This window comes from Nocardia gamkensis NBRC 108242, assembly GCF_001612985.1.
In the GTDB taxonomy this organism is placed as follows: domain Bacteria; phylum Actinomycetota; class Actinomycetes; order Mycobacteriales; family Mycobacteriaceae; genus Nocardia; species Nocardia gamkensis.
The window spans coordinates 42,898-63,771 of record NZ_BDBM01000012.1 but is presented as its reverse complement, the minus strand read 5'-3'; the positions used below and the strand labels follow the sequence as shown (position 1 = coordinate 63,771).

General features: G+C 68.7%; 13 protein-coding genes (1 of these 13 only partly in view). 1 reads left to right on the top strand and 12 read right to left on the bottom strand.

The window, feature by feature from the left end; genetic code table 11:
- Positions 1–79: 79 nt before the first annotated feature.
- The 8 genes from NG1_RS12995 to gmd are packed head-to-tail and all read right to left on the bottom strand — an operon-like array spanning position 80 to position 10,005.
- On the bottom strand, positions 80–1,429 hold the full coding sequence (locus NG1_RS12995; RefSeq protein ID WP_084498891.1) for a cytochrome P450: 1,350 nt from the start codon (positions 1,427–1,429) through the stop codon (positions 80–82).
- A gap of 11 nt (positions 1,430–1,440) precedes the next feature.
- Positions 1,441–2,760, bottom strand: coding sequence for a flavin-containing monooxygenase (locus NG1_RS12990; protein WP_168434233.1), 1,320 nt, complete (start codon positions 2,758–2,760; stop codon positions 1,441–1,443).
- A gap of 29 nt (positions 2,761–2,789) precedes the next feature.
- Positions 2,790–4,358 (bottom strand): glycosyltransferase family 87 protein, encoded by a 1,569-nt coding sequence (locus tag NG1_RS12985; RefSeq protein ID WP_062970485.1) that lies wholly within the window; start codon positions 4,356–4,358, stop codon positions 2,790–2,792.
- 56 nt (positions 4,359–4,414) lie between these two features.
- Positions 4,415–5,593 carry a nucleotide disphospho-sugar-binding domain-containing protein gene (locus tag NG1_RS12980; protein WP_062970483.1) on the bottom strand — a complete coding sequence of 393 codons (1,179 nt, stop codon included), beginning with the start codon at positions 5,591–5,593 and terminating at the stop codon, positions 4,415–4,417.
- 4 nt (positions 5,594–5,597) lie between these two features.
- The gene (locus NG1_RS12975) at positions 5,598–6,782 is read right to left on the bottom strand and encodes a class I SAM-dependent methyltransferase (protein ID WP_157114031.1); all 1,185 of its coding nucleotides are present in this window, start codon (positions 6,780–6,782) and stop codon (positions 5,598–5,600) included.
- Between the two features lies 1 nt (position 6,783).
- Complete coding sequence (locus NG1_RS12970; protein WP_062970479.1) at positions 6,784–7,731, bottom strand: GDP-mannose 4,6-dehydratase; 948 nt, start codon at positions 7,729–7,731, stop codon at positions 6,784–6,786.
- Between the two features lies 1 nt (position 7,732).
- Positions 7,733–8,986 carry a class I SAM-dependent methyltransferase gene (locus NG1_RS12965; protein ID WP_210750876.1) on the bottom strand — a complete coding sequence of 418 codons (1,254 nt, stop codon included), beginning with the start codon at positions 8,984–8,986 and terminating at the stop codon, positions 7,733–7,735.
- On the bottom strand, positions 8,983–10,005 hold the full coding sequence (gmd, locus tag NG1_RS12960; RefSeq protein ID WP_040867022.1) for a GDP-mannose 4,6-dehydratase: 1,023 nt from the start codon (positions 10,003–10,005) through the stop codon (positions 8,983–8,985). The genes NG1_RS12965 and gmd overlap by 4 nt, the downstream gene beginning before the upstream one ends.
- Before the next feature lie 116 nt (positions 10,006–10,121).
- Here gmd and NG1_RS12955 point away from each other — a divergent pair, with 116 nt between their 5' ends.
- Positions 10,122–10,850 (top strand): polyprenol monophosphomannose synthase, encoded by a 729-nt coding sequence (locus tag NG1_RS12955; protein WP_062970473.1) that lies wholly within the window; start codon positions 10,122–10,124, stop codon positions 10,848–10,850.
- Here NG1_RS12955 and NG1_RS12950 read toward each other — a convergent pair.
- The 4 genes from NG1_RS12950 to NG1_RS12935 all read right to left on the bottom strand — a co-directional run.
- Entirely contained in the window at positions 10,828–11,553 is a 726-nt protein-coding gene (locus NG1_RS12950) for an NAD-dependent epimerase/dehydratase family protein (protein WP_210750877.1), read from the bottom strand. The two genes, NG1_RS12955 and NG1_RS12950, sit on opposite strands and share 23 nt — an antisense overlap.
- An 88-nt stretch (positions 11,554–11,641) precedes the next feature.
- Entirely contained in the window at positions 11,642–12,058 is a 417-nt protein-coding gene (locus NG1_RS12945) for a cupin domain-containing protein (protein ID WP_040867020.1), read from the bottom strand.
- A gap of 15 nt (positions 12,059–12,073) precedes the next feature.
- Positions 12,074–14,005: a thioesterase domain-containing protein gene (locus tag NG1_RS35560; RefSeq protein ID WP_062970470.1), complete on the bottom strand. Its 1,932-nt coding sequence runs from the start codon at positions 14,003–14,005 to the stop codon at positions 12,074–12,076.
- Positions 14,002–20,874, bottom strand: the 3' portion of a protein-coding gene (locus tag NG1_RS12935; RefSeq protein ID WP_062970468.1) for a thioester reductase domain-containing protein. 5,295 nt of this gene lie beyond the right edge of the window; the window shows 6,873 of its 12,168 coding nt (coding positions 5,296–12,168); the start codon falls outside the window, past its right edge — the gene reads right to left on this strand; it ends in the stop codon at positions 14,002–14,004. The genes NG1_RS35560 and NG1_RS12935 overlap by 4 nt, the downstream gene beginning before the upstream one ends.

The window sequence follows — 20,874 nt, the reverse complement described above, 5'->3', positions numbered from 1 at the left end:
CCCGAAACCCCCCAGGGCACACGACACTCCCGACCGGTGAAATTACGGATCCGCTCGCCGGAGTGGCCGAACAGCCCGGTCAGGTCGTGACAGGCTCGGTGACGCGGCGGACCGGGCGGATGCGGATGCCGGATTCCGGGCGCAAATTCACCGAGGCCAGCGGCACCACCGGGTGGGTGTGGTCGAGTTCGAGCCGGAAACGCTGCACCGTCATGGCCAGGATCAGCACCATCTCCGTCATCGACATGTCCTTGCCGAGGCAGATACGCGGGCCACCGGAGAACGGGAAGAACGCGAACTTGTGCCGCTCGGCCACCGCCGCGTCGGCGAAACGTTCCGGACGGAACTCCTCCGGGGCGTCCCACAGCCGTTTGTCGCGGTGGATGTAGTACATGCACAACGTGACTCGCGCACCCGCGGGCACATGGTAGCCGCCGATCTCGTCATCGGCGATCGGGGTGCGCTCGACGATCCAGGCGGGTGGATACAGCCGCATCGTCTCTTCGATCACCATGCGGCAGTAACTCAGCTGCCCCAGATCCGCGAAGGACGGGCTGCGGTCGCCGAGCACGGCGCACACCTCCCCGGCCAGCTTCTCTTGGATCTCCGGATGGGTGGCCAGCAGGTAGCACGCCCACGACAGCGCGTTGGCCGGGGACTCGTGCCCGGCCACGAGCAGGGTCTTGATCTCGTTGAGCAGATCCTCCTCGCGCATGCCCTGACCGCCTTCGTCGCGGGCGCGCACCAGCGCGGTGAGCACGTCGGTGGTGTCACCGCCGCGGCGGCGTTCCTCGATGAGATGGCGTACCACGTCGTCGAGCTCGCCGACCTTGCGCGCGACCCGGCGCGCCTCCGGTGTCGGGAACGATTGCGGCAGCTTCACCGGCGCGTTCACCCGCTTCATGATGAGCGCGAACGCCGCGCGCATCGCGTCGGTCACCTGGCTGGTGTCGGTGGACAGGTCCAAGCCGAACAGGATCCGGCCGGTCACCGCGAGCAGCAGCTTGACGTAGTCGTCGTAGATGTCGCGGAACTGCCCCGCCGCGGCGTCCCAGCCATCGAGCATCGCCGCGGCGCTGTCGGTGATGTCGTCGGCGAAACCCTTGACGTGCGAATGGGAGAACGCCGGGGAGATCAGCTTGCGCTGAGTGCGCCAGTACTCCAGGTTGTTGGTGGTCAGCTGCCCCTCGCCGAGCAGGATGCTGAACTCGTCGTAGATCGGGCTCTTGCGGTAGTTGGTGTAGTTGTCCTTGAGCACGTACTCGGTCATCGCCGGGTCCGCGACGAGGTAGACCAGCATCGGGCCTGCCTTGACCCGCACGACGTCGCCGTAGCCCTCCAGCAGCGCGCCCACCGTCGTCAGCGGGTTCTTCGCCAGTTTCGGCAGCATGCGTCCGGTTTCCACCAGACCTGGCCCGGGTGCTTTCATCGAACGACCTTTCACTTCAAGAGCTTGGCGTGCTTGCGCAGCTGGTTCACGTAGTCCTGCTTCTCCACCACCAGCGGATACTGGTCGGCGTGGTAGAGCCGCAACCCGGCGTACAGGTCGGGCTGTCGGCCCTCGGTGGCGCGATCGAAACGCTCGACCCGCCGCGGATCGCTCGCCTTGGCCCGCAGGTACCGCGCGACCAGCTCGGCTTGTTTCTCGTAGACATCCCAGTGCGAACCGATCGGCCGCACCATCCCCACGACGAACAGGTCGCGGGTGTGCGGCGGAAAGATGTTGAGATACAGGCCCGGTCGCAGGCTGTCACCGGCCCAGTTCAAATGGGTCCGGTCGACGACGGGATAGTTCGGCACGAACCCGGTGGCCAGCACCACCAGATCGACCTTCTCCTCGGTGCCGTCGGTGAAGGTCACCCGGTCGTCATCGATCGCGGTGACGTCCGGTTTGGGCGTGATGTCGCCGTGGGTGTAGTGGTGATGCAGCTGGTCGCCGAGCATCGGGATGACGATGCCGTCGGTGAAATCCGGCACCGGGAGCCCGAACGTGCGGGAGCGGCCGCGCAGATACGAGAACAGCCGCTCGAAGGCCCGCTTACGCAACGGCCGCCACACCTTGCCTTGCAGCATGCTGTCGGTCGGGCGGCCCAGCATGTATTTGGGCATGCAGTAGAACCCGCGCCTGCTGCTGTGCAGGGTCAGCGCGGCGTTGACCGCGCAGTCGGACAGGATGTCGGCCGCCGACTGCCCGGCCCCGATCACCAGCACTCGCTTGCCGAGCACCTGTTCGGGATGGCGGTACTCGCTGGAATGCAGCACGGGCACCGTGCCCGAACCGGGAATATCGATGCGCCGCGGCGTGCGGTCGTGCCCGGTGGCGACGACCACCCCGGCGTAGCGTCGCTCGGATCCGTCGGCCAGGGTGACCACCCATCCGCCTTCTCCCGGTTCGACGCGCTGCACCGAGGTGTTCAACCGGATGCGCGACCACAGGTCGAAGGCGTCGGCGTAGGAGTGCAGATAGCGCAGCACGAGTTCGTGCCCCGGATAGTCCGGATAGTCCTCGGGCATCGGGAAACCCGAGAACGCCTGCACACCCTTGGACGCGATCACGTGCGTGTTGTGGCTGACCGGTGAGTCCGGACGCCGTGCGTCCCAGATCCCGCCGATCCCATCGGACGCCTCGAGCACCTCGAAATCCAAACCGTGCGCGGCGAACTCACGCGCGGTCGCCAAACCCGCCGCGCCCGCGCCGATCACGCAATAGTCGCTCATGCTGTGTGTGCTCTCGGCACGAGCGGGGCCCTGCGTGGTCACGCTGCGCTGCCGCCTCCGGGCCTGACCGCTCATGCCGCGCCGACCCGTTCGGTTTGTGGAGTGTCTTCCTGCGGCGGCGTGGGTTCCGGATCGGTGCCCGCGCTCGCCCGCCAGGCCACCACGAAGCAGGCGACGTAGATGACCGTCTGCGCCACCAGCGTGAAGTAGACGTTCTCGTTGTAGACCGCGACGATCAGCCAGGCCACCGTGAGCAGGGCGACGGTGCGTTTGCCGCCGCGCATCAGCCCGGCGTACACCGCCAGCATCCATACCGCGCCCACCGCGATGTACACCCACGGCCCGAACGGAGCGCGGAACGACGCCAGCGTCAGCACCGCCAGCCAGATGGCCAGCTGCTCGGCGCGCACCCGCGGCCCTTCGGCCCCGGCGGACAGCCGCCGGTGGATGCGGACCGCGGTAGCCGCCACCAGGATCAGCAGCAACAACGTGTAGATGTTGGTGATCACGCGAGCGGGCCCGACGGGATCGCCGATGTCCCAGCCCATGATGTTCGCCTTGTACGGCAGCCCGAACGGCGAATAGTTGACCAGCTGGTTGGCTCGCTCCACCAGCACGAACTGGTGGAATTCCCCGCTGGCCAGCCGCTGCCAGGTGCCGTCGGACAGGAATTGCCGCCACGGCTCCCAGCCGAAGATCGCCAGCGTGGCCAGTGAATACAGCACGCCGAACACCGCCGTCCACACCGCGGGCCGCCAGCGCCGCTGGACCAGCAGATAGACCAGCAGGATCGCCGGGGACACCTTGGCGATGATCGCGAACGCCAGAGCCGCGCCGCCGAAGATATTGCGCCGCAGATGGAACAGCACCATGGCGCCCGCACCGCCGACATACAGTACCAGCACGTGGATGTTGCCGATCTGCAAAGTCGCCAGGGTCGGCAGGCTGAGCCACACCACCGGGGTCAGCGCCGCCAGCACCCCGCCCTGCCTGCCGCCGACCCAGCGGGCGATGGCGAACATCGCCACCAGCACGATCGCCACGTACAGCGAGTAATACAGCGCGCGCAGCGTGGCGAAGTCGTGGCTGAACAGCAGCAGCAACCGGGGCAGCAGCAGGAACGGCGGCGGGTAGAGGTAGGCGTCGCGATCCTGCGGCGTCACCGCGGGCAGGATCGAATCCGCCTGGGGTGATTCGTAGCGGTGGCGGTCGTAGAGGCTCGCCGGGTCGTGCTCGGCCATGAGCGCACCGCTGAGGTAACCGGACAGGTGGGTCTTCTTCACCAGGAAGTCGTCGTCGGCCGACAGCGAGGCGTCGACGTTGTCGGCGTCGAGGATGAACTGCGTCAACCGGGCCAGCACCGCGACTACGAGCAGGATGGCCACGCTCCACAGCACCCGCACCACGATCGGTTTGGCACGCACCACCTCCCGCCACTCGGCGGGCACCGTCGGCACGAACAGCACGAACAGCGCCACCGCGCACACGACGCCGAGCACGGCGGTCACCGGTCCGGGGAGGCCGGTGAGCGAGAGCACGATCATCACGACGGGGACGAGAATGCCGACGACGAACACCGCGTACATCGCGGCGAAGTAGTCGAGCGAACCACGGAACCTGGTCCATGTCCTGGATATCATCTGCAACCTACGGCTTTCGGTTCCCGCGTCGCCCGGTCCCGGGCCGCGCGGATGGTCTATCTGGTCGCTGCTGTGGCGTGCCCGGTCAGCAACGGAACCACTTGGGACACCACGTCGCCCGCGGTGGGCGCGGCGCGCAGGTCCGCGCCGATCTGTTCGGCGGCGGCGCGGAATCCGGGTTCGCGCAGCAGTGTGCGGATCGAGGTGGTGAGCGCGTCGATGTCGCCTTGGCTCGCCGGGGTCTCGGCGGCGAGCCCGGCCCCGCTGCGCACCAGGCCGCGCGCGTAGTCGAACTGGTCGAACATCTGCGGCAGCACCAGTTGCGGCAACCCGAACCAGCCCGCGGTGAGGCCGGTGGTCGAGCCGCCGTGGTGCACCAGCAGATCGCAGCTCGGCAGGAACAGGTTCAGGGGAACCTCCTGCACGACGCGGACATGGCCGGGCAGTTCGCCGACGGTGGCCCGGTCGGGTGCCGACAGCGCGACGACGACCTCGGCGTCGTCGATGTCGGCCAGCGCCGCGAGGACCGATTCCAGCGGCCGCGGACCGGTCAGGCCCAGCGTGCTGCCGCCCATGCACACCGCGATCCGCTTGCGGCCGTGCTCGTTGCGGTGCCACGGGGGCAGCGCGCCGGTGCCGTTGAACGGGACGTAGCCCAGCGGGGTGCCCGGCGCGGCGTCGGGCGCTTGCAGCCGCTGTGGGCAGATGTCGAGCACGGCGACCGGGTCGGCCAGCCGGGTGCCCGCTTCGGCGGCGAGTGCGGCGGTGCGTTCGGTGAAGGGACCGCCGGTGGGGTCGATGCCCCAGCGGTGCACCAGCACCGGCAGATCCAGGTGCGCGCCCAGCGCCCGGCCGATGGTGGCCAGCGGGTCGGTGAGGATCACCTCCGCTTGCCAGTCGGTGGCCACCGCGGCGAACGCCTCGAGGTATCGGCGGGCATGGTTGTGCCAGTTCTGCGCGGCGATCTGCCACAGGCCCTGCCCGCTGGACAGGTCGCGGTCGGCGAACAGCGGAAGCGGGAACATGCCGGGATTCACCTGGGTGCGCAACTGGTCCATGGGCACGTTGAGCGCGGTCATCTCGACGGCGTTGAGCCCCGAGCGCAGCGCGGTGGCCGTCACGTCGTCGCGCGAGGCGACCAGCACTTCATGCCCGGCCAGCCGCAGCGCCCAGCAGAACGGCACCATCGCCAGCAGGTGGCCCGACGAGGGCACCGGCACGACAAGAAACTTCATCCGATCACTCCTTCGGCTTCATCCACTCCATCGGATTGGTGTGCCGAGGCACCCATGATGGAGCCGATTGCTCGGCGTTGCGGCGTTTTTCGACGACCACGATGTTGTGGTAGAAGTGCAGCGCCCCGATCCAGTCGTCGAAAGCGCCGGTCGCGCGGCCGGATTCCTTCTCGAATTCCTGGTGGTGCAAGGCGTCCACCAGGGTTTTCAGGTAACCGATGCTGGTGGCCGGGTCGTCGGTGGCGGTGCTGCTGCCGCCCCAGCCCGACCAGTAGGAGGTCTGGGTGTCCTCCACCACGTACAGCCCGCCGGGCCGCAGGTGCGCGAACAGCGCCCGGAACGAGGCGATCACGTCACCGCTGATGTGGCTGCCGTCGTCGATGATGATGTCGAACGGGCCCAGTGAGCGGCCGAGCTCGTCGAGGAACGCCGCGTCGCCCTGATCGCCGCGCAGCGGTTGCAGGCGCGGCTCGGCAATGCCGGACTTGTCGAAGTAGTCCAGCCCGAACACCAGCCCGCGGCGGAAGTACTGCTTCCACATCCGCAGCGACGCGCCGCCCACATCGGGTGCGGTGTAGCCGCCGATGCCCAGTTCCAGGATGCGCACGCGGCTGTCGCGCAGCGGCGCGAAATGCCGCTCGTAGTGCTGGGTGTACCAGTGCCCGCCCCACTTGTCCGAACCGAAGTGCAGCGACAGGGCGTTGAGGTCGTAGTGCTGTGGGCGGCAGGCGGTGACGATCCGGTCGGCGGCGACCGCGGCGGCGTCGCGGGCCACCCGCCACGGGTCGTCGGGTGCGAAACTGCCCGGTCCCGGCTCGTCCTTGATCGCGATGGCGCGCGTGCCGAGCGCCGCGTCGGGCGGGCCGTAGACCGCGCGCAGCAGCTCCACCAGATCTTGCCGCACCACCAGCCACGGATCCTCCAGGGAGCCGGGAGCTATCGCGGGCTCCTCGGCGCCCAAGGTGAGCAGATAGTCGAGCTGTTTGCCCTCGTGGGTCAGCTCGAACACCGCCGTGACCGGCTGCCCCGGCCGGGATCCGTAGTTCGCGCGCCAGGCGATCTCCTTCAGCACCGCGTCGGCGACCGCCTCGGTGCCGATCTCGCCGATCCGCGCGGCGGTCTCCTCGTAGACGCCGTCGGCGACGGAGATCAAGTGGGCGGCGAGGACATTCTCGTCGTTCAGTGGCACGTCATCCATCCGTTCCGCCGGTGCGTACCGGCCTCGATTGCTGCGCCGGGCGCACGCCCTCGGCGACGAGCATGGCGCGCACCATGCCGTGGAAGTCCACCGAAGGGCGCCACCCGGTCCGCTCGCGCAGCCTCGTCGCGTCGCCCACCAGCGGTCGCCTGCTGCGGGTGAGCACCGAGGAACGTTCGCGGACATGGTCGTTCCAGTCCAGTCCGGCCATGCCGAACGCCGCCGCGCACAACTGCGCGACCGTGTGGTGTTCGCCGGTGGCGACGACGAACTCGTCCGGCTCGTCGAGGGCCAGGATGCGCGTCATCGCCTCGACGTAGTCCGGCGCGTACCCCCAGTCGGCGCCGGCGTCCAACCTGCCCACCTCCACCGTGGTGGTCTCACCGCGCTGGATCCGGGCGACGGCGCGCACGATCTTGCGGGTGACGAACTTCTCGGCCCGCAACGGTGATTCGTGGTTGAACATGATGCCCGCGGCCGCGAAGACGCCGCGGGCGCGGTAGGCGCGGCAGGCCAGCAGGGCCGCCGCTTTGGTCACCCCGTAGATCGAGTCCGGTCGCAGCCCGCTGTTCTCGTCGCACACCGCGGGGCCGTCGGAGCCGAAGACATGCGAGGAGGCCGCGTAGAACAGTCGCGTGCCCGTCCGGTGACGATCGATCGCCTCCGCGAAATACTGCACCGGCAGCGTGTTCACCCGGTGCGAGGCGCGGGCCAGCTCACGCGGGTCGCCGTGGTCGTCCTGCGAGGAGTGCTGCACCGCTGACAGCAGATACACCTGCGCGGGGCGCTCGGCGGCGATCAGCTCCTCGACCGCGGCGGCGTCGGTGATGTCGACCGGGCCGTCGCGGCCGATCCGCAGCACGCGCTCACCGCGCGCGGTGAGCAGGTCCGACAGCAGGGTGCCGTCCTGCCCGGCCGCGCCCGTGACGACGATGGTCATCTCACACCACGTCCAGCTCCGGCAGCGGGAACACCAGCCGCCCGCCCGCCGCGCGGAAGGCGCTTTCGCGCTCCAGCATCATCGTGCGGAAATGCCAGGGCAGTACGAAGAACTGGTCGGGGGCCAGCTCGCGGGCTCGTGCCTCCGACACGATCGGGATCGCGCTGCCCGGGGTGAACTTGCCGAATTTGTCGTCGTTGACCTCCGCGATGCACGTCAGGTCCTCCGGGCCGATCCCGCAGTGCTGTAGCACCACGTTGCCTTTGGTGGAGGCTCCGTAACCGAGCGTGCGCAGGCCCGCCTTGCGGGAGCGGTCGAAGAAGTCGCGTACCCGTTCGCGATGCTGCTCGACTCGTTCGGCGAAGTCCGCGTACGGCTGCGCGGTGTGCAGCCCCAGCGTGGACTCCTCCTGGCGCATGCGATCCAGCGCGGCGGCATCGGCAGGCGAGGGCTCGCCCCGCTTGCCCAAGGTGAGCGCGAAGCTGCCGCCGTTGACGGCATTGCGTTCCACCTCGAGCACCACGAAGCCGCAACGCCGCGCCATCCATTCGATCTGGTCGAGGGTGTAGTACTCCAGGTGCTCGTGACAGATCGTGTCGTAGGAGGTGGTGGCCAGCATCGCGGGCAGATAGCTCTGCTCCAGCACCCAGATGCCGTCGTCGGTGAGGCTGTCGTACACCGCGCGCATGAACTCCAGCGGCGCGGGGACGTCGTAGAACATGGCGATCGAGGTGATCACCTTGGCCCGTCGCCCCGCCGACGCCGATTCGACCAGCTCGCGGGTGAAGTACCCGGTCACCAGCCGCACGTGCGGCGGATAGAACCGGCGGAACTTCTCCCCCAGCGGGTCGATGCCCACGATCGTCGCCGACCCTTCGGGGTAGGCGCGCAGCAGCGTCGCGTCGTTGCTGCCGATGTCGATCACCACATCCTCCGGCGACAACGCCACCCGCTGCCGGATCCGCGCCACCCGGTGGGCGAGGTGGTCGATCATCGATTTGTTCAGTCCGGAGCGGTATCCGTATCCGGGGGAATACATTTCGTCGAAGTCGGCGGTGTGGCGCAACTGCACCAGCCCGCATTCCTCGCTGCCGGTGGGCACGCAGCGCACCAACTCCAACGGGTAGCGCGGCACCTCGGTCGGGTCGGTGGCCGGGAACACCCCGGTCAGCGCCATCGTGCCGAGGTCGACCACCGTCTCGAGCCGGGTGTTCCCGCACACCCGGCAACCCTGCACCGCCACTGCTTGCGTCACACGTTCTCCATATCGTGGGCGACCATCAACTCGACCAGTTCGGTGAAACTCGTGCGGGGCGCCCACCCGAGCTTCTCGCGCGCCTTGCTCGGATCTCCGGTGAGATGATGCACCTCGGCGGGCCGGAAATAGGTCGGATCCACCTCGACCAGCACCCGCGAGGTGCGCCGGTCGATTCCCTTCTCCGCCAAACCGGTTCCTTCCCAGATCAATTCGACTCCCGTGGCGGAGAAGGCGGTCTCGCACAACTCGCGCACGCTGTGCGTCTCGCCCGTGGCGATCACGTAGTCGTCGGGTTCGGGCTGTTGCAGCATCAGCCACATCGCCTCGACGTACTCCTTGGCGTATCCCCAGTCCCGGCGGGCGTCCAGATTGCCGATGAACAGCTTGTCCTGTTTGCCCTGCGCGATGCGCACCGCGCCGCGGGTCACCTTGCGGGTGACGAAAACCTCGCCACGCCGCGGTGATTCGTGATTGAACAAGGTGCCGTTGACGGTGTACATCCCGTAGGCCTCGCGATGGTTGACCGTGATCCAGTACGCGTACAGCTTCGCCACGGCATACGGCGAACGCGGATGGAACGGCGTGTCCTCGCTGAGGGCCACATCGTGCAGTCCGCCGTACAGCTCCGAGGACGAAGCCTGGTAGAACCGGGTGGCGATGCCGGTCTTGCGGATGGCGTCCAGGATGCGCAGCGTGCCGATCGCGTTGGTCTCGGCGGTGAACTCCGGGATCTGGAACGAGATGTGCACGTGCGACTGCGCGCCCAGGTTGTAGATCTCCGCCGGGCGCACGTCCTCCAGGATCCGGTTGAGGCTGCTGGAATCCATCAGATCCCCGTAGTGCAGGAACAGCCGGCGTTGGGAATGCGTATCGGAATACAGATGATCTATCCGGTCGGTATTGAAATTCGACGCACGCCGGATAATCCCGTGCACCTCATATCCTTGCTGCAACAGGAATTCCGTCAGATAAGACCCGTCCTGGCCGGTGATGCCGGTTATCAGCGCCTTTCTCATCAAACCTCCAACCCCGAGACTAACGGGTAGCCAAAAAGCGGGCAATACCTATCTTTCGGCCGCTGCCGGTATTAGAATTCGATTGCATGAGCGCGGCCTCCGAAAAAACTCTGGTAATGATTCCGACGTACAACGAGCGTCGCAACGTGGGCCCGTTGCTCGCTCAGATCCTGGAACAAGGCACCGATTTCGATGTCCTGTTCGTCGACGACAACTCCCCGGACGGGACCGGAGATCTGCTCGATGAGCTGGCCCGACAGCACGCTCCCCGCATCCACGTGCTGCACAGGGCCGGGCGCAAAGGCGTCGGCTCCGCACACCAGGCCGGAATTCGCTGGGCCTACGCGCGAGAATATCGGCACATCATCACGATGGATTCCGATTTCGCGCATCCGCCGTCGTATCTTCCGGCACTGCGCGCCGCTGCGGCCGGTTTCGACGTCGTGGTCGGATCGCGGTATCTGAAAGAGGACAGCCTCGCCGACTGGACTCCCTTCCGCAAGGTCCTCACCCGGGTCGGGCATTTTCTCACCGTGACATTGCTGCGGATGCCCTACGATGCCACCGGTGCGTTCCGATACTACCGGCTGGACTCCGTTCCGGTGGCGGCTTTCGATCGTGTCCGTTCGACCGGGTACTCCTTCTTCTTCGAAAGTCTCTACATTCTCGCCGCCAATGGGTTCCGGATCGAGCAGGTGCCGATCCACGTCCTCAACCGCACCGCGGGCGCGTCCAAGATGCGCACCCGCGACGTCGCGACCAGCGTGCGTTTCCTGCTGGTGCTGTGCGCGGAGAAGTATCTGCGCCCCAGCAGGCATCGCCTCAGTTCGCCCGCGCACCGCTGACCCTCCGCCCGGCCAGCCAGTCGATCACCGCCGCCGCCTCCGGCCAGTCCGGGCCGGTGGCGGTGATCGGGAACTGGTCGTCGACATGATCTTTGGCGAACTCCGAGCGTGAGCCCACCGCGTCGCGCACCTCGGCCAGCGTGACGGTGGTGCGTGCGCCGACCTCACGCAGGCCGGTGTCCTCGAGGTGGGCGGCGATCCAGTCGGCGCACCACTCCACCGGGGCGAAGCTCTGGCGCGAGCGGCCGCTGGCGAACACCGGACGGTCGGCGGCCATGTCCGCCAGCACGCCCTTGCGGTAGTCCCCGCCGTACATCGGACCGAGCCGCACGACGAGACTGTCCGGCGTGCAACACATCTGCTCGGCTTCCGCGCGATGGCGGCCGTAGACGGTATCCAGCTGGGTGCGCGCGGAAATGCTGCTGATCTGTACGAACCGGTCCCAGTCCCACCGCTCGCGCAGCAGGCGCGTCTTGTCCACCGTCTCCTGGCGATCGGCGTCGGGATGATGCTCGGCCCAGAACCTTTTCGACGGGCAGGCGGTATTGATCAGCACGTCGTAGCGACCGGCCGCGCGGTGACGTTCATGGTCGGCGCGTACCACCGGCACCACCTCCCACCGTCCGCTTCTCGCGAGCGCGTCGACCAGCGCGGCGCCCACGTATCCGGTGGCGCCGACCACGGCCACACGTAATCGGCTCACACGCAGTCCTTTCCGGCGTACGCGGCGGTCGCCGCGTACTGGCGCCACCGCGCCTGTACGCCGCGTCCGCTTCGGCGCTCGGGCCTGCTCACGCGCCGTTGCCTTCCAAGGTGTGCGGCAGCGGCGCCACCTGCACGATCGGCGGATCGCACTCGTCCCACGGCTTGGTCAGCATCGCGATGAACGTCAGCGGGGTGATCGAGTACACGGTGTGCATCACCCCGATCGGCGTGCGCGTGCAGATGCCCTTGGACACGTGGATGAACTCCTCCGGGCAGTCCGGATCCTCGTGGTCGTCCTTGGTCACCAGCACGCCGTTGCCCTCCACGAACAGCAGATACTCCACGAAGTGCGGGTGGTAGTGCAGGCCGCGCACTTTGCCGGGGTGCATGTAGATCAGGTTGAACTCCAGCAGGGGTTCGGGCGGGACCCAGGTGAAAATGCCGCCGCGCCCGTCGCGGACGGTGTCGAGGTTGCACGAGGGGGTGAGGACTTCGACCTTCATTACTGCATCCCTTCATCAGGCGGATACCGTGTGGGGGCGGACAGCGGCGAGCTTGTCCGCGAGCGAGCCGAGCAGCGCTGCCCGCTGCTCGACGAGGAAGAAGTGACCGCCGGGCAGCAGCTCGGTGGAGCGCAGTCCCGGCAGGACGTCACGCCACGCCTCCAACTGCGTGACCGCCACCTGCCGGTCGTCCCGGCCGCCGAACAGGTGGGCCGGGCACGACGGCGCGGCGGCGGGGGTGAACCGGTAGTCGTCGAAGATTTCGAAGTCGCTGCGTAAGGCGGGCAGGAACAACGCCATCACCTCCGGGGTCTCGCGCACCTCGGGCGGGATGCCGCCGTAATGACCGACCGCGGCGACGAACTCGTGATCCGGCAGGTCCGACAAGCGCCCCGGCCTGGGCAGGTGCGGGGCCACCGCGCCACCGAGGAACAGCGCTCGCGGCGCGATCGGATCGGGCAGGCGGCGGGCCACCTCGTAGGCGGTCAGCGCGCCGAGGCTGTGACCGAAGAAGGCGAACGGGAGATCGGTCAGGGGCAGGACCTGGGCCAGCGCGGCGTCGACGAGGTCGGTGAAGCGGCGGATGGGCCTCTGCGCCAGATGACGCTGCCGGGCGGGCAGTTCGACCACGCACAGCTCCACCCAGTCGGGCAGCTCGCGCCGCCACGGTGTGTAGGCGGCGGCTTTTCCGCCTGCGAACGGCCAGCAGAACAACCGCAGGCCGGCAGTACCCGCGGTCTTGCGGTGGATGGTCAGCCCATCCGTCTCGGCCGGTCGCGTCGATCCGCGGGTGGGCGAAGTTGCTCCCGAAGCCGGGTTGATCCCTGCCACAGCCGATTTCGGTTGAGGGATAGGCGACCCTACCGGCGACGTCGCAATGATCTCGGGCGCGATGCTGTCCGGCTCGGGGACGGCCGACGCTGCCACCGACACGGAAATCGGGTCAGGGGCGAGGCGTTCCCGCTCAGGGGCCGACGCCGCCACCGTAGCCATGGCAGGCTCGACGGCGGCATGTTGCGATCCCGCGTCGCCGCGCAGGGCCCGCAGATCACCCACCGTCGCGATCCGGGTCACCGGCGCACCCAGCGTGGCGAAGAACTTCGACAGCGGCGCCGACGGGCCGACTTCGTAGCGGGGGGTGTCCGAGCGCAGCAACGCGCGCATGTTCGCCGTCCAGCGCACCGGAGCGGAGATCTGGCGCACCAGATGCTCGGCGAGGGTTTCGGGCCGGTGGAACTCCCCGGTGTAGTTCGAGGTCACCGCGACCGAACGCTCGGTGCGGATGCGCGGCGCGCAGTCGGTGAGATGTCCGGCGAACTCGGCCTCGATGCCGCGCATCCACCGCGAGTGGAACGGCGCGCTCACCCGCAACGGGACGAAACGCAACTCCGGATGACGTTCGGCGAGGACGACGCGCGCGGCCGCGACCGCCTCGCGCGCACCGCTGATCACCAGCTGATCGGTCGAATTGTCGTTGGCCACCTCCGCGCCTGCCTCGGCCACCAGCTCCGCCACGCCGGAGCCGGCGATATCCGGCAGGATCAGCGCGGCCATCGCGCCCGCCCCCTCCGGCGCGGCACGCTGCATCAGCGCGCCACGCGCGCGCACCAGGCGAACACCGTCGGCGAGTTCGAACACGCCCGCCGCGACCAGCGCGGCGTACTCGCCCAGGCTGTGCCCGCCGAAAGTGACCGGCCGGAAACCGAATTCGGTCACCAGCACCCGGCACGCGGCGATCTCCATGGTCAACACGCACGGCTGGGTGTACTCCGTGCGATGCAACTGCGGATCGCGCTCGGCGCAGATCCGCAGCAGGTCCTCGCCCACCGCGGCGCTGGCTTCGGCGAAAGTCTCCCGTGCGAGGGGGTATTCGGCGCAGAAGTCCGCTCCCATCCCCGTGCGCTGGGCGCCCTGGCCGGGGAAGACGATCGTGCACTCGGCGCTCATCGCAGCACCTCCGCGGCCGGCTCGGCCCCGCGCGGCGCGGGAATGTATCCCACCTCGGCGCAGTGCGCCAGATACACCCGCACCAGATCCTCGGTCGGCGGACAGTCGATGCCCGCGGCGCCGAGCACCCGCCGGGTGTAGGCGCAGTCGGCGTAGGAGCTTTCTTCGTAGTGGATGGTGCCGAACAGCTCGATGCCGTACTTGAACATCTCCAGGGTCTGGCTGTCGTAGACCTCGTCGCTGCCCAGCCGGTAGATCTGCCGGTCGGTGGCGCGGCGATGGAATTCCTCGAGCGGCACCAGATCCACTTCGTAGCCTGCGCGCTGGACATAGCGGACCACGTCGTAGTAGCGCCGGATATCGGGGTTGGTCAGGTGGTAGATCTCCCGGTAGGTGGGGCGGTGCAGGGCGATGTGCACGATCGCGGCGCTGACGTAGTCGACCGGGGTGATGTCCCAGTGCACCGGCGTCAGCATCGTCTCGCCGGTCTCGATCATCGTCTTGAGGATGTCGTAGTACGCGCCTTTGACGCTGACCTCGGAGAACGGGTACCGGCCGGTGCGGCTGTCGCCCATGATGTTGCCGGGGCGCACGATGTCCCACAGCAGTCCGCGCTCGCTCGCCGCCCGGATCAGCTTCTCGGACTCGTACTTCGTCTGCTGGTAGGGCAGATGGTCGTAGCCTTGGCCCAGTTCGAGATCGCGCTCGGTGAACGGCGGGTTGTTGAAGTTGAGCCGGTCACCCAGCGCACTGAAGCTCGACACGTACATCAGGTACTTGCCGCGTGAGCGCAGCGCGAAGTCCACCGCGCGACGGGTGCCTTCGACGTTGATCGGGGCCAGCGCGTCGTAGAAGGTGACCAGGGTGGTGCGGCCGGCGGCGTGGATGGTCAGGTCCACCTCGTCGGCGAGCTTGTGCCAGGTGTCCTCGTCCAGGCCGAGCCGTTCGCTGGAGACGTCGCCGAGCACGGTGGTGACGCGCTCGGCGAATGCCCGCTCGAGGGTCGCGTCCGGATCGTAGGTGGCCAGGAAGTGCTTGATCCGCTGCTCGGCCACGGCCACGGTCTTGCCGCGCACCAGGCAGGTCACCCGCACGTCGGTGCGCGTGAGCAGATCGTGCAGCAGCTTGCCGCCCAGCACACCGGTCACGCCGGTGATGAAGACAGATCGCACCGGGATCGGGGCGTCCATGGTCACCGCGGGAATGTCCTGCTGGGTCGCGGTGGCCGCGCTGACGGCGGTCGGGCGCGGGGCGTCGTGTGCCGCGCCGGTGATGATGCCCTCGGCCACCAGATGGTGCGACAGCGACGCGATGGTCGGATACAGCTCGGTCGATTCCGCCGGGATCTTGACGTCGTAGTGCTTCATCAGCCGGTTGAGCATCCGGACGGTGGCCACCGAGTCGAACCCGAAGTCGGTGAAATCCGCGTCGAGGTCGAGATCGGCCGGATCGGTCTTGGTCAGATCGGCGAAGATGTCGCGGATGTGCTCGGCGAGCCGATCGCGCAACGCGCTGTCGAATTCGTCGCCGGACGGCTCGGGGGCGACCGATTGGAGGGGTGTCTGCACCGGTTCGGCGGGCACCGGTGTGTCTCGGTGCGCTGCGCCGTTCGTGGAGTGTCCGTTGCGCCGATCTGCCGATGGCGGTTCGGTTTCCCGCGCGACCACTGTCTTCGCGACCACCTGCGGCGCCGGGTCGGTGCGCCGCTGGTAGTCCTCGGGCACGATCCAGTACCTGCGCCGCGCGAACGGATAACCGGGCAGGCTCACGATCCGGCCGAACGGCCGCCCGTAACCCTGTTCCCAGTCCACGGTCCACCCGCCGGCCCACAACTCGGCGACCCGCGGCAGATTGCCGGAGCGCAGCAGCGCGCCCACCTCGGCGCGCTCGGCATCCGACTCGCCGGGCAACTCGTCGAGGTCGCGGTGGGTGCGGGCCACCCCGCGGAAGACCAGCAGGCCTTCGGCCGGTGCAGGTGCGCTCGAATCGGCTGTGCTGTCGAGCAATTCCACGAGTTCGGCCGTGGAGGTGGCCACCACCGCGAGGCGATGCTCGAATGTGGCCCTCCCCACGGCCAGCGTCCACGCCACGTCGGGCAGCGCAAGCGGATGCTCGCGCAGCCGGTCGGCGGTGCGTGCGGCCAGTTCGGCGAGCCGGTCGGCGTCGCGGGCGGACAACACCACGATCCTCGGTCGCCCGTCTTCGGCAGTCGGCGCGACGGGTTCGGCGTCGGTGAGGATCACATGGGCGTTCGAGCCTCCCGCACCGAACGAGCTGACGGCGGTGACGCGGGGCCTGCCGTCGGCGGGCCGCGGCCATGGCGTGGGCCGGTCGATGACGCGGAACGGAGTCTTGGTGAAGTCGATTCCCGGGTTCGGCGGGTCGCTGTGCAGATTCGGCGCGATGGTGTCGTGGCGCAGCTGCAACAGCGCCTTCACCACGCCCGCCGCGCCCGCCGCCGCTTCCAGATGCCCCACACCGGATTTCGCCGAGCCGATGCCGCAATAGCCACTCGCGGACGTCGAGCGGCGATACGCCTTCGTCAGCGCCGCGATCTCGATGGGATCACCCAGCGCGGTACCGGTGCCGTGGGCTTCCACGTAGCCGATGTCGCCCGCGTCGACGCGGGCCGCGTCGAGGGCCCGGCCGATGAGGTCGGCCTGAGCGACCGGGTTGGGGACGGTGAACCCGTTGGTGCGCCCGCCGTGGTTGAGGGTGCTGCCGCGGATCACGCCGTAGACGCGGTCACCGTCGGCGCGCGCGTGCCGCAACGGTTTGAGCACGAGAGTGACCACACCCTCGCCCGGCACGTAGCCGTCACCGCCCGCGCCGAACGACCGGCAGCGGCCGTCGGTGGAGGCCCAGCGGCCGTAGCCGAGCAGCAGGTACTTGCCGGGGTGGATCGACACGTTCACCCCGCCGGCCAGCGCGTAGGCCGCTTCGCCGCGGCGCAGGCTCGCACAAGCCAGATGCAGCGCGGTCAGCGATGCCGAGCACGCCGTGTCGACCGCGAGACTCGGGCCGTTGAAGCCGAAGTGGTAGGAGACCCGGTTCGCCACCGCGAAATAGCCCGAGATCGGCACACCGACGAATGCCTGATACTCGGCGTAGCCCACGCCGGCGAAGACCCCGGCATCGGGCAGGCCGCGGGCCGCGGCGCTGCGGCGCACCCGCTCCGGCGAGTAACCCGCGTCTTCCAGTGCGGTCCAAGAGGTTTCGAGGAACAACCGTTGCTGCGGGTCCATCTCCTCGGCGTCTTTGGGCGTGATGCCGAAGAAGCGGGCGTCGAACTTGTCCACGTCGTCGAGGAACCCACCCCAGCGGGCGTAGGTGGTGCCCGGCTCGTCGGGATCCTCGGACAGGTATTCGCGGTGATCCCAGCGTTGCGCCGGCACCTCGACGATGCAGTCGCGACCTGCGCTCAGGTTGGCCCAGAACTCCTCGACCGTGCCCGCCATCGGGAACTTGCCCGCCATGCCGATGACGGCGATGTCCTCGGAATCGTGCGCATCGTCGAGGATCGGCTCGGCGGATTCGGCAGCAACGCTTTCCGAAGCAACCGTGTGCGCTGCCCCGGGTGCGCCGGCGGGTGACGGCGTCACGGGAGCGGGTTCGGCGGTGAGGGCGGCCACGCGCGGCGAGTGCTCGTCGGCGAGATAGCCCGCGAGGTCGCGGACGGTCTGATATTCGAAGAACAGGGTGCTCGGCAGCGGACCGAAATCGGATTCCAGCCGGTCGTTCATCTTGCTGATCAGCACCGAATCGATGCCATAGTCCTGCAAAGGAATGCGGGTGCGGATCCGTTGCGGGTCGAGTCGGCAGTACTGGGCGAGTAGACCTTTGAGGTAGATTTCGGCGGTCTGTCGCGGTGCCGAAGTGCCATAGAGTGCCCTCGTCTCGGGTGCCGCCGGTGCGGGGGCAGTCTCGCCTACACGCAGCGCTTGCGGCACCGCGTCGGTCGACGCCAACGCGGCGCGGTGCGTTGCCGCACCTGTCCGGGGCTCGGCAACTTCCCGAGGCTCACCGATGCGCTGAGGTTCGTGGACGCCGGCCGGGTGGGAAGCCCCTGCTGGTTCGGGGGCGCCTGCGAAATCGGCGGCGACCGCCGGCTTCGAGACTCTCACCGGTCCGGCAACATCGTGGAAGCGCCCAGCGTCGTAGGCGGACGAAGATGGACCACTCACCTCCGGCGCCCAGCATTTTTCTCGGTCGAACTCGTAACCGGGCAGATGAATACGGCGCGCGGCCGGGTCGATCCAGCCCGAGTGTTCGACATGTCCACCCTCGACCCATTGCCGTGCTGCTGCTACCGGGTCGTCCAGCACGATGGCTTCGGCCCGGTCCGTGGACGGGGTGTCGACGGTTCCGGTGAAGACGCCTGCCGGACGGTCGCCCTCGGCGAAAGCGGCCAGCCGCGCCGCGATCGCGTCCACGGAGTCTCCGACCACGGCGAGCCGATGCTCGAAACCGGCGCGCCCGAATGCCAGCGTGCGCGCGATGTCCGCGGGTGCCGGCTCCGGATGCGCGGCCAGGTGCCTGCGCAGCGACCGTGCCATCCGGGTCAAGCTCGTCGCGCTGCGGGCCGAGAGCACCGCCAGCTGCGGGCCGCCCGATAGGTCACGGCGGGCCGTCACCGGCTCCGGTGCGCCATCCACCACCACGTGCGCGTTGGTGCCGCTGAAACCGAAGGAACTGATCGCGGCCCGCCGTGGTGCGCTGTTCCACACGCGCAGTTCGGTGTTGACGAAGAACGGCGACTCGTCCAATCCGAGCAGCGGGTTCACCGAATCGACATGCAGCGAGGGCGGCAGCTGTCCGGCGCGCATGGCCAGCAGCACCTTGAACAGGCTCGCCATGCCCGCGGCATGCGAAGCGTGCCCGATGTTCGATTTCACCGACCCCACCGCCACGGCGCCGACCGCGCCGGTGTAGCGCCGGAAGGCGGCGGTGAGCGCCTCGATCTCGATCGGGTCACCCAAACGCGTTCCGGTGCCGTGCGTTTCGACGTAACCGATGGTGGACGGATCGATCCCGCCGTCGCGATACACCGCCAGTTCCAGTTCGGTCTGCGAACGCACACTCGGGGCGGTGATGCCATTGGTGCGGCCGTCGTGATTGATGCCGATCCCGCGAATCACCCCGTGGATGGGGTCGCCGTCGCGTTCGGCGGCGGCCAGCGGCTTGAGCACCACCACGCCGACGCCCTCGGCGATCACGAAACCATCGGCGCCCGCGTCGAAGCTCGCGCATCGGCCACGCGGCGACAGCATGCCCATCGAGGAGGCGAGCAGGTGGTACTCGGGCGTCACGAACACCGCGACCCCCCCGGCCAGCGCGAGCTCCGACTCGCCCGCGGCGAGGCTGCGGCAGGCCTGGTGCAACGCGACCAGCGCCGAGGAACAGGCGGTGTCCAGCCCCAGACACGGACCGGTGAGATCGAGGTGATAGGCCACCCGGGCGGGCAGGATGGCCGGACTGTTGCCGGTGAACATGTGGTGGGAACCGGCCGCTCCGCGGTTGCGCAGCAGGTTGGCGTAGTCCGACCCCGGCGACCCGGCGAACACTCCGCACCGGGTGCGCCGCAACGACTTCGGGTCGATGGCGGCGTCTTCCAGCGCCAGCCAGCTGTGCTCCAGGAACAGCCGCTGCTGCGGGTCCATGTAGTCGGCTTCGGCGGGCACCAGGTCGAAGAACGCCGGATCGAACTCCTCGACACCGTCGAGGAATCCGCCCCACTTGGAGTAGGTCTTGCCCGGGGTCACCTGCCCCGCCCGGAAGTAGTCGGCGATCGGCCAGCGCGTGGCGGGAACCTCGGTCACCGAGTCGCGGCCATCGGCGAGATTGCGCCAGAACTGCTCGAGGTTCGCCGCGCCCGGGAACTGCCCGGACATGCCGATGATGGCGACGTCCATCGATGCCGACCTCTCGCTGGACTGCGCGGGCTGCGCAGCGACGGTTCGGGCGCCCGACGGCGCCGTGTTCGAGACGGGAGATGTCCGGGCGGGCCTCTGTGCCGCCGACGCGCTCGCCGCCGTGGCTCCTTGTCCGGCCAGGTGAGCGCTGAGCAGTCGTACCGACGGATGGTCGAACACCACCGTGGGGCGCAGCGCCGAGCCGTAGCGGGCGTTGACCCGGTCGATGATCTTCACCGCCAGAATGGAATCGACCCCGTACTCCGACAACGGCAAGTCCGCGCGCACCTCGCCGCGCGCCACACCCAGTCCGTCGGCGACGATGGCGACGAGTTCGGCCTCCAGCGCCGCAGCATCGCCGGGCTGCGCGGATGCGCTCACCGCGGCGAGCTGTTGCTCGAGGGTCGAAGGTTCGGGCTGCCGAACGGCGGCCGGTGCAGCGGCCGCCGCGAAATGGGGCTGCGCGGCGGCCGCCGGCTCGGCCGCGAAGTGGCGTTGCGTAACGGAATCCGACTCGGCTGCCACCCCCGGGGGGAGCGGCGCACGGGCGGTGGGTTCGGCGGTGACCGCGAGAGAAGGCTGCGCGGTCGTGGCCGGTGCGGCGACAACGGGAGCGGCCTGCGCAGCGGCGGGCGCGGTGGCGCTGACCGCGGCCAGCAGCCGGAAACTCGGCTCCTCGTCCGCCGACAGCCCGGGACCCCACGAACGGACTCCGGAGAATCCCGCCGCGGACAGCGCGGCCTGCCATTGTGACTCGGACAGCAACGGGGAGTGCGGGATACGCGCCTCCGGATCGCGGTAGCCGTGCCAGCCCTCCAGCAGCCCGAAGGTCAGCGCGAGCACTTCGAGGTCCGTGGTCGCCTCGGTGAACGCGAGCACACCGCCGGGCGCCAGCAACCGCCGGATGTTGCGCAGGGTCGCGTCGATCGACCGCGTCGCATGCAGAACGTTGGCGCA